Source organism: Microcella flavibacter, assembly GCF_012530535.1.
Classification (GTDB): Bacteria; Actinomycetota; Actinomycetes; order Actinomycetales; family Microbacteriaceae; genus Microcella; species Microcella flavibacter.
This window is the reverse complement of record NZ_CP051299.1, coordinates 414,766-429,103: the sequence shown is the minus strand read 5'-3', so window position 1 is coordinate 429,103 and position 14,338 is coordinate 414,766. Positions and strand designations below refer to the sequence as shown.

The window sequence follows — 14,338 nt, the reverse complement described above, 5'->3', positions numbered from 1 at the left end:
GGGCCACCCTAGCCGCGGGGCGGCGCGCGGCCGGGGCCGCCTCGCGGGCGCGGCCGCGACACGCGCAGGGCCGGCAGGATCCGACCCGCCGACCGCGGGCGGCCGGTCCTCAGCCCGCGAGCACCTCGGCGGCGGCGGCCCGCGCCCGGGCGGGGTCGAGGGCGGCGCAGGCCGCGGCAGCGGCATCCCGGCACCGCGACAGCGGCAACCGGCCGAGCGCGACGCCCACGGCCGTGACCGCGCGGGCCGACATCGACAGGCTCGTCGCGCCGAGGCCGACGAGCACGGGGGCGAGGGCCGGGTCGGCGGCCGACTCGCCGCAGATGCCGACGGGGGTGCCGGTGCGCTCGCCCGCGGCCCCGATGAGCCGGATCATGCGCAGCAGCGCCGGCTGCCAGGGGTCGGCGAGCGCGGCGAGCTCGCCCGACTGGCGGTCGGCGGCCATCGTGTACTGCGAGAGGTCGTTGGTGCCGATGCTGACGAAGTCGACGGCGCGCATGAGCTCGTCGGCGACCATCGCGGCCGAGGGGGTCTCGATCATGACGCCGACCGAGGGGATGCCCGCGGCCCGCGCGCGCTGCACGAAGTCCTCGGCCTCCTGCACGGTGGCGATCATCGGGGCCATGACCTGCACCTCGGCGCTCTCGGCCTCGGCCGCGCGCGCGATCGCCACGAGCTGGTGGTCGAGCACGGCGCCGTCGCGGCGGGCCGTGCGGAACCCGCGCACCCCGAGCGCCGGGTTGGGCTCGTCGTCGGCGGTGAGGAACGGCAGGGGCTTGTCGCTGCCGGCGTCGAGCGTGCGCACGATCACCTTCTCACCGGGGAAGGCGGCGAACACCTCTCGGTAGGCCGCCACCTGGTCGTCGATGCTCGGCTCGGTGCGGCGGTCGAGGAAGCAGAACTCGGTGCGGAAGAGCCCGACGCCCTCCGCGCCGCGCTCGACGGCGCGCCGGGTGTCGCGCGGGGCGCCGACGTTGGCGCCGAGGACGACCCGGTGCCCGTCGGCGGTGGCGGCCGGGCCCTGCCACGGGGGCAGCGTCATGACGCCCGTGGCGGTGGCGCGCTGCTCGTCGGTGGGCTGCTCGATGACCTCGCCCGTGTCTCCGTCGACGAGCAGCACCGTGCCCTCGGCGAGGGCCGTGACGCCCGCAGCGCCGACGACGGCCGGCAGGCCCAGCTCGCGCGCGAGGATCGCCGTGTGCGAGGTCGGGCCGCCCTGCTCGGTCACGATCGCGAGGCAGTGCGCGGGGTCGAGCCCCACGGTGTCGGCGGGGGCCAGGTCGTCGGCGACGAGGATGAAGGGATGCTCGCGCACGGGCACCCCGGGCGGCTCGACCCCGGTCAGCGCCGCGATGATGCGGTCGCGCACGTCGGCGATGTCGGTGGCGCGCTCCGCGAACCGCCCGCCGGCCTCGCGGTACTGCTGCGCCGTGCGGCTGAGCTCGACCCAGACGGCGCGCTCGGGCGTGAGCCCCGCGTCGCGCACGTGCGCCTCGGTCGCCGCGTGCAGCGCCGGGTCGGCGGCGATGGCCGCCGTCGCCTCGAGCACCTCGCGGCGCTGCCCGCCGAGCCGATCGGCCTGCCCGTGCATGGTGCGGGCGACCTGCAGCATGGCCTGCCGCAGTCGGTCGCGGGCGGGGCCGCGCGCCTCGGCCTCGAGCCGGGCGTCCGCGTCGGGCTCGATCACCTGGTGGGTCATGACGACCGCCGGGCCGACGACGCGGCCCGAGCTCACGCCGAGCGGCGCGCCCGCGGCGGGGGTCGGGTGGCTCGACGCCGTCGAGTCGGCGGTGCCGGGCGCTCCGGCGTCGATGAGCTCCTCGCCGAAGCCGCCCTCGAGCAGCGCGACGACGGCGGCGATGGCCTCGCGGGCCTGCGGGCCGGTCGCGGCGACGCGCACGGGCGTGCCCGCGGTCGCGATGAGGATGGCGATGCCGATGGGGCTCGCCGCCGAGGCGGGGGGCTTGCCCGGCACCGCGAGGGTGACGGTCGCCGCGAACGACTGCACGGCGTCGGCGATGACGGCCGCGGGGCGCGCGTGCAGGCCGCCGACGTTGCGCACGACGAGGTCGGCGACGGCGGGCGGCGCCGCACCGGCGTCGGCCGTGCCGGGCGTCGTCGCGGCGCGGGGCGCGTCCGCGGAACCGGGGACGGGCTCGGGCCCCGCCTCGGCAGAGGGGACGGCGTCCTCGCCCTCCCCCAGGTGCATCGTCTTCGGGGCCAGCGCCGACCGCGCCTCGGCCACCACCTCGTCGAGCGCCGCGCCGCCGGCCGCGCGCACCGCCGCCGCCATGAGCCCCTCCACGAAGGGGGCGGCCACGAGGCGCACGCCCTCCGCCGCCTCGGGATCGAGGAACTCGAGCGCGAGCTCCGCGCTCATCACCGCCGAGCCGAGATCCATGAGCACGACGACTCCCGCGCCCTCCTCGGCCTCGCCGATCGCCTCGGCGATGCGGGCCGCGTCGGTACCCGTCTCCCCCTCCGGGGTGCCGGCGGCGACGGCGATGGTCGGCGGGTCGCTCGCGACCATCTCCGAGGCCAGGGCGACGGCAGCCGCGGCGAGGGCGGGCGAATGGCTGACGACGACGAGACCGACGCGGGGCGAGCTGCTCACGCGGCGGCGACCTCGGCGAGGGCATCCAGCAGCAGGGCGGTCGAGGCCGCGCCCGGATCGATGTGGCCGGCGCTGCGCTCGCCCAGGTAGCTCGCGCGCCCCTTGCGGGCGACGAGCGGCTCGGTCGCGTCGCGGCCGGCCGCGGCGGCATCGCGGGCGGCGGCGACGGCGTCGACGAGGGATGCCCCGCTCGCGACCGCGGAATCCAGCGCCGCGAGCGCCGGCAGCCAGGCGTCGACCATGGTCTTGTCGCCCGCCTCGGCCTTGCCGCGCGCCACGATGCCCTCGACCCCCGCGCGTAGGGCCGCGGCGAGCGCCGCCGCGTCGAGCTCGGCGGCGTCGCCGATGCTCGCCCCGAGCCGGAGGAAGAAGGTGCCGTACAGCGGCCCCGCCGATCCGCCGACGGCGCTCACGAGGGTCATGCCCGCGGTCTTGCCGAGCTCGCCCATCGTCGCGGGCGGGCTCGCCTCGAGCTTCGCGAGCACGGCCGCGGTGCCGCGGGCCATGTTGGTGCCGTGGTCGGCGTCGCCGATCGCCGAGTCGAGGGCGGTGAGGTGCGCCTTGTGCTCCTCCGCCAGGGCGGCGAACCGCGCGATCCACTGCTCCAGGCGGGCGAGGTCGAGGGTGTCGGTGCTCATCGTGCGCTCATTCTGCCGGAGGCCGCGAGGGGCGCTCGGCTCAGCGGCCCCAGCGCAGGCCGGGGGTCTCGACGGGCGAATCCCACAGCGAGAGCATCTCGTCGTCGGCGTGCAGCAGCGTCACCGAGCATCCGGCCATGTCGAGCGAGGTGATGTAGTCGCCCACGAGCGAGCGCTCGACCGTGATGCCGTGCTGGGCGAGCAGCGCCGAGACCTCGCCGAACATCAGGTACAGCTCGATGAGCGGCGTGCCGCCCATGCCGTTGAGCAGCACGATGACGGGGGCGCCGGCGTAGTCGCGGTCGGCGAGGATCGGCTCGACGAGCTGCTGGGCGATCTCGGCCGCGGTGCCGAGCGGCACGCGGTGCCGGCCGGGCTCGCCGTGGATGCCGATGCCGATCTCCATCTCGTCCTCGGGCAGGTCGAAGGTCGGGGCACCGGCGGAGGGCACCGTGCAGCTCGTGAGCGCCATGCCCATCGACCGCCCGCCGGCGTTGATGCGGTCGGCCAGCTCGACGAGCGCGTCGAGGTCGTAGCCCTGCTCGGCCGCCGCCCCGAGGATCTTCTCCATGAGCACGGTGAGCCCGACGCCGCGGCGGCCGGCCGTGTAGAGCGAGTCCTGCACGGCCACGTCGTCGGCGACGATGACGGTGCGCACCTCGATGCTCGACTCCGCGGCCGCGAGCTCCGCCGCCATCTCGAAGTTCATGATGTCGCCGGTGTAGTTCTTGACGATGTGCAGCACGCCCGCGCCCCGGTCGACGGCCGCGGTCGCCGCCTGCATCTGGTCGGGCGTCGGCGAGGTGAACACCTCGCCCGCGCAGGCCGCGTCGAGCATCCCGAAGCCGACGAAGCCGCCGTGCAGCGGCTCGTGGCCCGACCCGCCGCCGGAGACCAGGGCGACGGTGCCGTGCTCCTTCGGCGTCGCGCGCAGGATCACGCGGTTCTCGTGGTCGACCCGCAGCTCGCGGTGGGCGGCCTCGATGCCCTTGAGAGCATCCGCCAGCACCGCCTCGGGTGCGTTGATGAGCTTCTTCATGATGGTGGATGCCCTCTCCTCGTCGAACGGACGCCTCGGCAGCCCCGCGAGAGCGGGCCCGCGCTCGCCCGCCACCCTAGACCCGCCTCCTGCCGGGCACCAGGGTCGGGAGCGGCGGCGCCCGCGCGCACGACGAGAGCCCCGCCGCCAGGACGGCGACGGGGCTCTCGAGTCGAGCGGTGCGGCTGCGGCTACAGCGCGGCGACGATCTCGCGCATGAGCGCGGCGGCCTCGCTGGGGGTCTTGCCGACCTTGACGCCGGCGGCCTCGAGGGCCTCCTGCTTGGCCTGCGCGGTGCCCGCTGAGCCCGAGACGATGGCGCCGGCGTGGCCCATCGTCTTGCCCTCGGGGGCGGTGAAGCCGGCGACGTAGCCGACGACCGGCTTCGTGACGTTGGCCTTGATGAAGTCGGCCGCGCGCTCCTCGGCGTCGCCGCCGATCTCGCCGATCATGACGATCGCCTTCGTCTCGGGGTCGGCCTCGAACGCGGCGAGCGCATCGATGTGCGTCGTGCCGATGATCGGGTCGCCGCCGATGCCGATGGCGGTCGAGAAGCCCAGATCGCGCAGCTCGTACATCATCTGGTAGGTCAGGGTGCCCGACTTCGACACGAGCCCGATGGGGCCCTTGCCCGTGATGTTCGCCGGGGTGATGCCGACGAGCGCCTCGCCCGGCGTGATGATGCCGGGGCAGTTCGGGCCGATGATGCGCGTGACGTTGCCCTTGGCCTGCGCGTACGCCCAGACCTCGGCCGAGTCGAGCACGGGGATGCCCTCGGTGATGATGACGAGCAGCGGGATGCCCGCGTCGATGGCCTCGATGGCGGCGTCCTTCGCGAACGCCGGCGGCACGAAGGCGATCGAGACGTCGGCGCCGGTCTCGGCGATCGCCTCGGCGACCGTGCCGTAGACGGGCAGGGTGACGTCGCCGTGGCTGACGGTCGTGCCGGCCTTGCGCGCGTTCACGCCGCCGACGACCTGGGTGCCCGCCTTCAGCATGAGCGCCGTGTGCTTGGTGCCCTCGCCGCCGGTGATGCCCTGGACGATGACCTTGGAGTCCTTGGTCAGGAAGATCGACATTCTCTTACGGTCCTTTACTTCGAAGCCAGCTCGGCGGCCTTGTCGGCGCCCTCGTCCATGGAGCTCGCGACGGTGACGAGCGGGTGGGCGGCCTCCGCGAGGATGCGGCGCCCCTCCTCGACGTTGTTGCCGTCGAGGCGCACGACCAGCGGCTTCGTGGCGGTGTCGCCGAGCATCTCGAGGGCCTTGACGATGCCGTTCGCGACGGCGTCGCACGCGGTGATGCCGCCGAAGACGTTGACGAACACGCTCTTGACCTGCGCGTCGCCGAGGATGACGTCGAGGCCGGCGGCCATGACCTCGGCCGAGGCGCCGCCGCCGATGTCGAGGAAGTTGGCGGGCTTGACGCCGCCGTGCTTCTCGCCCGCGTAGGCGACGACGTCGAGCGTCGACATGACGAGTCCGGCGCCATTGCCGATGATGCCGACCTCGCCGTCGAGCTTGACGTAGTTGAGGTCGTGCTCCTTGGCCTTGGCCTCGAGCGGGTCGGCCGCGGCCGCGTCCTCGAGGGCCTCGTGGCCGGGCTGACGGAAGGCCGCGTTCTCGTCGAGCGTGACCTTGCCGTCGAGGGCGATGATGTCGCCGGCGCCGGTGAGCACGAGCGGGTTGACCTCGACGAGCGTCGCGTCCTCGGCCGTGAAGACCTCGTAGAGCGTCACGAAGACGGGGGCGACCTTGTCGACGAGCTCGGCCGGGAACTTCGCCTCGACGGCGATCTCGCGGGCCTTCTCCAGGTCGATGCCGCGGCCCGGGTCGACCGCGACGCGGGCGAGGGCGTCGGGGCGCTCCTCGGCGAGCTGCTCGATCTCGACGCCGCCCTCGTAGCTGCACAGCACGAGGTAGTTGCGGTTGGCGCGGTCGAGCAGCACCGAGAAGTAGAACTCCTCGGCGATGTCGGCGCCCGCGGCGACCATGACGCGCTGCACGACGTGGCCCTTGATGTCGAGGCCGAGGATGGCCTTCGCGGCCTCCTCCGCGTCGGCGGGGGTCTTGGCCACCTTGACGCCGCCGGCCTTGCCGCGGCCTCCGACCTTGACCTGCGCCTTGACGACGGTGACGCCGCCGAGCTTTTCAGCCGCCGCGCGCACCTCCTCGGGGGTGTCGGCGACGATGCCCGCGAGCACGGGGACACCGTGCTTCTCGAACATGTCCCGGGCTTGGTACTCGAAAAGATCCACGCTCTGCTCTTCCCATCCGCGTGCGATGTACTGGGGACTCGGCCGCCACGGCGCCGGGCGAGATCGCTCGACGTCGAGATATTCACGACCGCGACCAGGGTACTCCCGTCGGGTCGCGGTCGAGCGCACGCCCGCGACGGGCGGCGGCGCTCGTGCGACCGGCGGCCCGGCCGCCCGACCGATCCGGCCGGCCGGTCAGGCGCGGGTCGCGCCCACCAGCCGCACGAGGCGCCAGTGGTTCACCGCATCCCGCCGCTCGTACGCGAACTCGTCGACGAGCGCCCTGATCATCGGGATGCCCCGGCCCGACTCGGCGGTATCGCCGGGCATCGCGATGCCCGCGAAGTCGACCTCGACCTCGCCCCCGGCATCCCGCACGTCGACCCGCACGGCGGCGGCGTCGACGATCACCTCGATGTGGCAGACGAGATCCGGCGTGCGCTCGGCCGCGTGCTCGATGACGTTGCCCGTGAGCTCGACGAGCGCGGTCTCGACCGCGGCCCGGTCCACCGCCGGCACCGAGGGGTTGACCGCCCAGATACCGCGCAGGAAGTCGAGCGCCGTGTTCACGTCGTCCGGCGGGGCGGCGAGCGCCCACTCGTGCCGCGAGCCGGCCGGCACCGGGTCGTCAGCCACGCGGGAAGGCCTCGTCGACGGACGAGACCGGGGAGAGCACCCGCTCGAGGTTGGTGAGCTTCATGACCATGAGCACCTGCTCGCTCGGGGCGACGATGCGCAGGTCGCCGCCCGCCTGGCGCGTCGACTTGAGCCCGCCGACGAGCGCGCCCAGGCCGGACGAGTCCATGAAATCGACGCGGGTGAGCTCGACCGCGATGCGCGCGTGACCGCCCGCGACGAGCGCGGCGACCTCCTCCCGGAAGGCCGCGGCGGTCACCATGTTGAGCCGGCCGTCCAGGTGCATGACGGCGACCCCATCGGCGCGGAACTCGGTGGACTGGTTCATGATGCTTCCTTCTTCTCGGGCTGCGCGCTCTCGGACTGCGCGCTCTCGAACCGCGCACTCTCGGACTGCGGGGCCGCCTCGTAGCCGCGGAACCGGACCGCGGAGACGAGGACGGAGAACATGACGAGGTCGAAGACGACCCAGCCGACGTTGATGGCCGTGCCGAGCGGCTCCCCGACGCCCATGGCGAGTCGGACGACCCCGACGACGGTCGCGACCAGCAGCACGACCGAGGCGACGACCTGCCACCGCACGACGAGCAGCGGGTTCGGCAGCCGCTGACGCTCCTTCGAGGTCACGACGAAGTCCAGCGGGCGGCCGAAGAACACGTTCATGACGGCGGTCCAGCACGCCGTGATCCAGACGGGGAACAGGGCGAGGCTGTACTGCTGACCCCGCCAGGTGGACATCCCGCGCCCGACCACCAGGAACATGAGTTGGCTGAGGATGAGGAACGGCAGGAAGCGGAGGAAGAACTCCGCGGCCGTCGAGCTCACCGGCAGGATGCCGAAGATCAGGAAGACGGCGGGAGCGGCGATGAAGACGAGCGTCGCGAAGCCGCTGAGGTAGCTCCACATGGTGGCCGAGTACATGAGCCGCTGCGCCAGGGTGAGGCCGCGCTGGGTCCACGGGCTCTCGCGCAGCATGACCTGCACGGTGCCCTGAGCCCATCGCAGGCGCTGCCGCAGGGCGGTGCCGAGGTCCTCCGGGGCGAGACCGAGCACGAGGGTCTCGTGGTGGTAGACGCTGCGCCAGCCGAGCCCGTGCAGCCGCATCGAGGTCGCCATGTCCTCGGTCACGGAGACGGTGGCGAGCGGCATGAGCGGCTGCGCCTCGTCCGCGCGATCGACGTCGATGAGGCGCAGCAGGCGCTCGACCGCGGCGAGCGCGCCGAGGGGGCTGAGGTCGCGCGAGGCCAGCATCGCCGCGTTCTCCTCGATGCCCGCGAGCAGCAGCGTGCGCATGCCGCCGTCCGGCGCATCGACCGACGGCGTTTCCTGCTCGAGCCCGGCCGCCTCGTCGAGGGCGGCGATCGCCGCGAGGTCGTCCGCGATCAGGCTCATGTCGTTGTCGACGAGGCGGCGGGATGCTGCGCGCACCTTCTCCTGCAGGTCGTAGGTCGCGTGCGCCAGCGCCGCCCCGCCGCGCACGTCGGCGCGGGTGCGCTCGAGCGCCTCGAGGATCTCGGCGAGAGCATCCTGCACGAGCGGATCGCGGGAGCGGCGGCTGCGGCGCGCGCGCACGACGACGCGGATGGCGCCGTCGACGGCCCGCCGGACGGCCTTCTCGACCTCGACGACGTACCGCACGATGCCGAGCTGCATGAGCGCCTCGCGGCGCAGCACGGCGTTCGACCCGCAGAAGAAGGCGGCGTTCCAGCCGTCCTTGCCCTGCTGGATCGGGCCGTAGAACAGCGGCGCCTGACTGCCGAGTGGGTCGCCCGCGGCGACGTTCGAGAAGACCTGCGGAGTCTGCACGAGGGCGACCGCCGGGTCGGAGAAGTACCCGAGCGTGCGGTCGAGCGTCTCGGGGCTCGGCACCTGGTCGGCGTCGAGCACGAGCAGGAACTCCCCCGAGGTCTGCATGAGCGCGTTGTTGAGGTTGCCCGCCTTCGCGTGCCGCGACTTGCCCGCCCAGGCGTCGCTGCGCGTGATGTAGCCGACGCCGACCTCATCGGCCAGCGCGCGCACGGTCGGCCGGGCGCCGTCGTCGAGGATGTACGTCTCGTGCGGGTACCGGATCGCCCGGGCCGCGATCGCCGTCGCGCGCACAAGCTCCTCCGGCTCGTTGTAGGTCGTGATGAAGACGTCGACCGTGGCGTCGGCCGGGGGCGCCGGCGGCGCCGGGCGCTGCCGGGAGCGCCACACGGGAGCGCCTGCTCACGCGTCACGGCGGATCACCATCACCGTCACATCGTCGGGGGCGACGCCCCGGGCGCGGGTGCGCATGGCCTGCACGATCTCCTCGGCGCTGCCGGCGAGCATCGCCAGGGCGGCCACGTTGTCGAGAGACGTGAGCGAGCCGTCGTAGAGATCGAGCACGCCGTCGCTCATCGCGATGAGGGTCTCGCCGGGTTCGAGGGTCACCGTCTGGGGCATCCACTCGGTCTCGGCATCGATGCCCAAGGGCGGCGACGTCGATTTCAGCCGCTCCACCGAGCCGTCGACCCGCATGACGATCGTGAGGCCGTGGCCGGCGTCGATGAAGGTCATCTCGCCCGTGTCCATGTCGAGGCGGCCGTGGAACAGCGTGACGAAGAGGCCCGCGCTGTCGAGGTCGGCCGTGAGCGCCGCGGCGGCCGCCTCCACGGCCCCGCGCACGTCGCCGAAGCGCGCCGAGGATCGCAGCACCGCGCGCACGGTCGCGGCGATGATGGCCGAGCCGATGCCCTTGCCCATCGTGTCGGCGAGGGTGAAGGCCGCGCCCTCGCCCACCGGGTACCAGTCGTAGAAGTCGCCGCCGACGGCGCGCGCGGGCAGGCACATGCCCGCGATCTCCCACCCCGGCATGCTCAGCAGCTGCTGCGGCAGCAGGCCCTGCTGCACCTCGGCGGCGCGGCTGAGCTCCTGGCTGACCGAGAGCTCCTGCTGCACCCAGGCGGCGAGGTCCTTGAGCATCGCCGCCTCCTTTTCGCCGAACGCGCGCGGGTGCGAGTCGTAGATGCAGAACGAGCCGATGCGCTCCCCCCCGGGTGCGTAGAGCGGATGCCCGGCGTAGAACTGCAGCACGCTCGGGTCGGCGAGGCGCGCGAACCGCGGGTCGAGCGTGAGATCCGGCACGACGAGCGTCTCGTCCGACTCGATGGTGACGGTGCAGACCGAGTCGACGCGCGGCTTCTCCGCCGCCGCCGGGCCGACGATCGACTTCGACCACTGGCGGTCGCGGTCGATCATGTTGATGGCGACGCTCTCGACGCCGAACAGCTGCTGCGCGAGGCGGGTGACCCGGTCGAACCGCTCCTCGGGCGGGGTGTCGACGATGCCGAGCTCGTCCAGCGCGCGCTGGCGGGCCATCTCATCGATGACGCCGCTGATCGAGATGGAGGGGAGCTGCCGTTTCACCGGCACGGCCGCGCCGTCGGGATGCTCGCCCCCGTGCTCGCCGCGCGTGCGGATGAGCGTCCAGTGGTTCATCTCCTCCACGCGGTGGTACTCGACCGAGTCGAGCAGCAGCTGCATGAGCGGAAGCCCTCGGCCGGACTCCGCGAGCGGGTCGGGCATCACGCGCTTGCCCGTGAGGTCGACGTCGACCTCCACGCCCGAGTCGCTGACGGTCACCTCGACGCGGGAGTCCTCGACGATGACCGTGAGGGTGAACGCCACATCGCCGCCGCCGCCGGCGTGCTGGATGACGTTGGCCACGAGCTCGGCGACGGCCGTCTCGACCGACATGCGGTCGCGGTCGTCGAGCTCGGGACTGGCGGCCCAGGCCTCCTGCAGCAGCTCGTGCACCGAGTCGAGATCCTCCGCGGGCGTGGCGAAGCGCTTCGAGCGCGCCACGAGAGTGCTCACGACGGGTACGCCTCCGCCAGGGACGGTGCCGAGGCGAGCACGGAGCTCATGTTGGTGAGCTCGAGCACGAGCTGCACCTGCTCTGTCGGCTCGATGAGCACGAGTCCGCCGCCGGCCTCCCGGGCCGCCTTGAACGCCCAGACGAGCGCGCCGAGCCCGGAGGAGTCGAGGAAGGAGACGCCCGACATCTCGACGGCGATCCGCGGGTGGTTGCCGATGATGGCCTCATGGATGCTCTCGCGCACCCGCGCGGCCGTGACCATGTTCAGCCGCCCCGCGAGCCGGACCTCGGCGATGCCTTCCGGGTGGTGCACGACGGCGATTTCCATGCCAGCTCCTCATTCGGGGTGGTGCGCGTTGCTGTGTCCCGCGTCATCCCATCATGTCGCGCCGAGTGCCGTGCGCGCTCCCCCGCATCCACGGGTCGTGCGAAGGGGTTCGGAGCTTCTCGATCAGGTTCGACGCGGACGAGCGTCGAGCAGAGGAAGACGCTTGAAGAGCCGGCTACAACTTCTCAATGGGGGCGATCTTGATGAGCAGCCGCTTGCGCCCCGCCGTGTCGAACTGCACTTCGGCGATGCTCTTAGGCCCGTTCCCGCTGATGCCGCTGACGCGGCCCTCGCCGAAGTCGACGTGGCGGATGCGGTCGCCGGCGACGAGCGTGAGGTCGCCGTTGTCGCGCACGGTCGCGGTGACGCGGTTGGCCCACTCGGTCTTCGGCTTGCCGGGCGGCAGCGAGGTCTTGTAGCCGAACTCCTCGCGACGGCCGCCGCCGACGGCGCGCGGCGCGCCGGGGCTGGAGCGCATCCCCATGCCCGGGGAGTCGCGCCAGTCGATGAGCTCGGTCGGGATCTCCTGCAGGTACCGGCTGGGGGCGGCGACCTGGGTCTCGCCGAAGGTCGAGCGCGTCATGGCGAGCGAGAGGTGCAGGCGCTTGCGGGCGCGGGTGATGCCGACGTAGAACAGGCGGCGCTCCTCCGCGGGCCCGCCCGGCTCGCTCGCGCTCATCTGGTGGGGCAGCAGGTTCTCCTCCACCCCGGTGATGAAGACGGCGTCGTACTCGAGGCCCTTCGCGGTGTGCAGGGTCATGAGCGAGACGGTGCCGCTCGAGTCGTCGAGGTCGTCGGCCGCGGCGACGAGCGCCACCTCGGTGAGGAAGTCGATGAGACGGCCCTCGGGGTTGTTGCGCTGGAACTCGCGCGTCACGGCGACGAGCTCCTCGACGTTCTCGGCCCGCGCCTCGTCCTGCGGGTCGCGGCTGGCGCGCAGCAGCTCGACGTACTTCGTCTTCTCGAGGATGCCCGTGAGCACGTCGGGCACCGCGGCCGTGTCGATCGTGGCCGTCGCCTCGTCGAGGATGCGCGCGAGCTCGAGCATGGCCCCGGTCACCTTCGGGCCCGTGCCCAGCGCCGCGGCGTCGCGCAGGGCATCCCGCATGCCGCCGCCCAGCTCGTCGGCGTGCTTCGCGAGCGCCGTCTCGGTGGCCGGCCCGATGCCGCGCTTGGGGGTGTTGAGGATGCGGCGCAGCGCGAGGCCGTCGGCCGGGTTCGCCACGGCGATGAGGTATGCCATGACGTCCTTGATCTCGGCGCGCTCGTAGAACTTGGTGCCGCCGAGCACCCGGTAGGGCAGCGCCGAGCGGATGAAGATCTCCTCCAGCGCGCGCGTCTGGGCGTTGGTGCGGTAGAAGACGGCGATCTGGTTGTACGGCGTGCCCGCCTCGTGCAGCTTCTGGATCTCGTCGGCGACGAACTGCGCCTCGTCGTGCTGGCTGTAGCCGGTGAAGCCGACGATCAGCTCACCGGCCCCCACCTCGGTGAAGAGGTTCTTGGCGATGCGGTCGAAGTTGTTGCCGATGACGGCGTTGGCCGCGTCGAGGATGGTCTGGGTCGAGCGGTAGTTCTGCTCGAGCAGGATCACCTCGGCGTTGCTGAAGTCGCGCTCGAACTCGACGATGTTGCGGATGTCGGCGCCGCGGAAGGCGTAGATCGACTGGTCGGAGTCGCCGACGACGGTGAGCGAGGCCGAGGGGATGCCCCCGCTCGCGTCGGTCTCGATGCGGGTGTCGGCGGGCACGTGCACGGGGTCGACCGGCCGCGTGAGCTCGCGGATGAGCGCGTACTGCGCGTGGTTGGTGTCCTGGTACTCGTCGACGAGCACGTGCCGGAACCGGCGCTGGTAGAGCGCCGCCACCTGCGGGAACGCGCGGAACAGGTAGACGGTCTGCGCGATGAGGTCGTCGAAGTCGAAGGCGTTGGCCCGCGCGAGCTCGTGCGTGTAGCGGCGGAAGATCTCGAGGAACATGACCTCGGCCGGGTCGTTGGCGTTGATCTGCCTGCTGTAGCCCTCGACGTCGACGAGCTCGTTCTTGAGCTTCGAGATCCTCCCCGAGGCGGCGCTCACGGTGAGGCCCATGGTGTCGGCCTGCAGATCCTTCACGATGCGCTTGATGAGCGCGCGCGAGTCGGCGGAGTCGTAGATGGTGAAGGCCTGCGTGAAGCCGAACTGCTGCGCCTCGCGACGCAGGATGCGCACGCAGGCCGAGTGGAACGTCGAGATCCACATGCCCTCGGCGGCGTCGCGCCCGATGAGGTGCCCGACGCGCTCGCGCATCTCGCCCGCGGCCTTGTTGGTGAAGGTGATCGCGAGGATCTGGCTGGGCCACAGCTCGCGATCGCGCAGCATGCGCGCGATGCGGCGGGTGAGCACGCTCGTCTTGCCCGAGCCGGCGCCGGCCACGATGAGCAGGGCCTGCGCGCGCGACTCGACGGCGGCGCGCTGCTGCGGGTTGAGCCCGTCGAGCAGCGGATCGGGCCGGTCGCCGGAGCCCTGCGGGGCGGCGCCGGGCGCTGCCGCACCGGCCTGCGCGGCGGGTCGTGCGGCCGCGGTCGCGGCGGTGGGTCGGGCCGGAGCGGCGCTGCCGGTCGGCCAGCCGCCCGGGGCGTCGAGGGTGTCGTCGGGGAGGAAGCTCATGGCCGCCTCAGTCTAGGTCGCACCGCCGACGCCGCCCGAGCCGGGCATCCCGCCCCGCCCGCGGCCTGCGCGCCGCCCGCCTGCCGCGCCGCTGCGCCGCGCGCGCCCCGCCACCGCTCGCTTCGACCTCCGTGAGGTTTCACGATGCACCGAACGTCGGACTGCAGGCCGATTGTGCGCCTGTATCGACGGCGAATCGCTCGATCCGCCTCGGATCTCCGACGTTCCGCACCCTCGCCGACACGGACGACTGGCGGATCACCCCTCCCCAGAGCGACCGAAGCCCGTCGATCCCCGAAGTGGGACGGCGACCGGTCCGCGCCCGCTCGAGTGGCCGATCC

The 14,338-nt window shown here is 73.0% G+C and carries 11 protein-coding genes; all 11 read right to left on the bottom strand.

Going from position 1 to position 14,338, the window contains the following annotated elements; all coding sequences use genetic code 11:
• Positions 1-109 precede the first annotated feature (109 nt).
• On the bottom strand, positions 110-2,614 hold the full coding sequence (gene ptsP, locus HGB54_RS02045; RefSeq protein ID WP_168914976.1) for a phosphoenolpyruvate--protein phosphotransferase: 2,505 nt from the start codon (positions 2,612-2,614) through the stop codon (positions 110-112).
• A complete protein-coding gene (dhaL, locus tag HGB54_RS02040) occupies positions 2,611-3,252 on the bottom strand; it encodes a dihydroxyacetone kinase subunit DhaL (protein ID WP_168914975.1) in 642 nt (213 codons plus the stop codon). The genes ptsP and dhaL overlap by 4 nt, the downstream gene beginning before the upstream one ends.
• Positions 3,253-3,292: 40 nt before the next feature.
• Positions 3,293-4,291, bottom strand: a complete 999-nt coding sequence (gene dhaK / locus HGB54_RS02035) for a dihydroxyacetone kinase subunit DhaK (RefSeq protein WP_168916753.1) — start codon at positions 4,289-4,291, stop codon at positions 3,293-3,295.
• Positions 4,292-4,482: 191 nt separating this feature from the next.
• Positions 4,483-5,370, bottom strand: a complete 888-nt coding sequence (sucD, locus tag HGB54_RS02030; protein ID WP_168914974.1) for a succinate--CoA ligase subunit alpha — start codon at positions 5,368-5,370, stop codon at positions 4,483-4,485.
• Positions 5,371-5,384: 14 nt separating this feature from the next.
• On the bottom strand, positions 5,385-6,548 hold the full coding sequence (gene sucC / locus HGB54_RS02025) for an ADP-forming succinate--CoA ligase subunit beta (protein ID WP_168914973.1): 1,164 nt from the start codon (positions 6,546-6,548) through the stop codon (positions 5,385-5,387).
• A gap of 195 nt (positions 6,549-6,743) precedes the next feature.
• Complete coding sequence (locus HGB54_RS02020) at positions 6,744-7,184, bottom strand: ATP-binding protein (RefSeq protein ID WP_168914972.1); 441 nt, start codon at positions 7,182-7,184, stop codon at positions 6,744-6,746.
• Positions 7,177-7,512: an STAS domain-containing protein gene (locus HGB54_RS02015; RefSeq protein WP_168914971.1), complete on the bottom strand. Its 336-nt coding sequence runs from the start codon at positions 7,510-7,512 to the stop codon at positions 7,177-7,179. The genes HGB54_RS02020 and HGB54_RS02015 overlap by 8 nt, the downstream gene beginning before the upstream one ends.
• Positions 7,509-9,380: a glycosyltransferase gene (locus HGB54_RS02010; RefSeq protein WP_168914970.1), complete on the bottom strand. Its 1,872-nt coding sequence runs from the start codon at positions 9,378-9,380 to the stop codon at positions 7,509-7,511. The genes HGB54_RS02015 and HGB54_RS02010 overlap by 4 nt, the downstream gene beginning before the upstream one ends.
• Before the next feature lie 12 nt (positions 9,381-9,392).
• Positions 9,393-11,024 carry a SpoIIE family protein phosphatase gene (locus HGB54_RS02005; RefSeq protein ID WP_168914969.1) on the bottom strand — a complete coding sequence of 544 codons (1,632 nt, stop codon included), beginning with the start codon at positions 11,022-11,024 and terminating at the stop codon, positions 9,393-9,395.
• Entirely contained in the window at positions 11,021-11,353 is a 333-nt protein-coding gene (locus HGB54_RS02000; protein WP_168914968.1) for an STAS domain-containing protein, read from the bottom strand. The genes HGB54_RS02005 and HGB54_RS02000 overlap by 4 nt, the downstream gene beginning before the upstream one ends.
• A gap of 175 nt (positions 11,354-11,528) precedes the next feature.
• Complete coding sequence (locus HGB54_RS01995; RefSeq protein WP_168914967.1) at positions 11,529-13,997, bottom strand: ATP-dependent helicase; 2,469 nt, start codon at positions 13,995-13,997, stop codon at positions 11,529-11,531.
• Positions 13,998-14,338 lie beyond the last annotated feature (341 nt).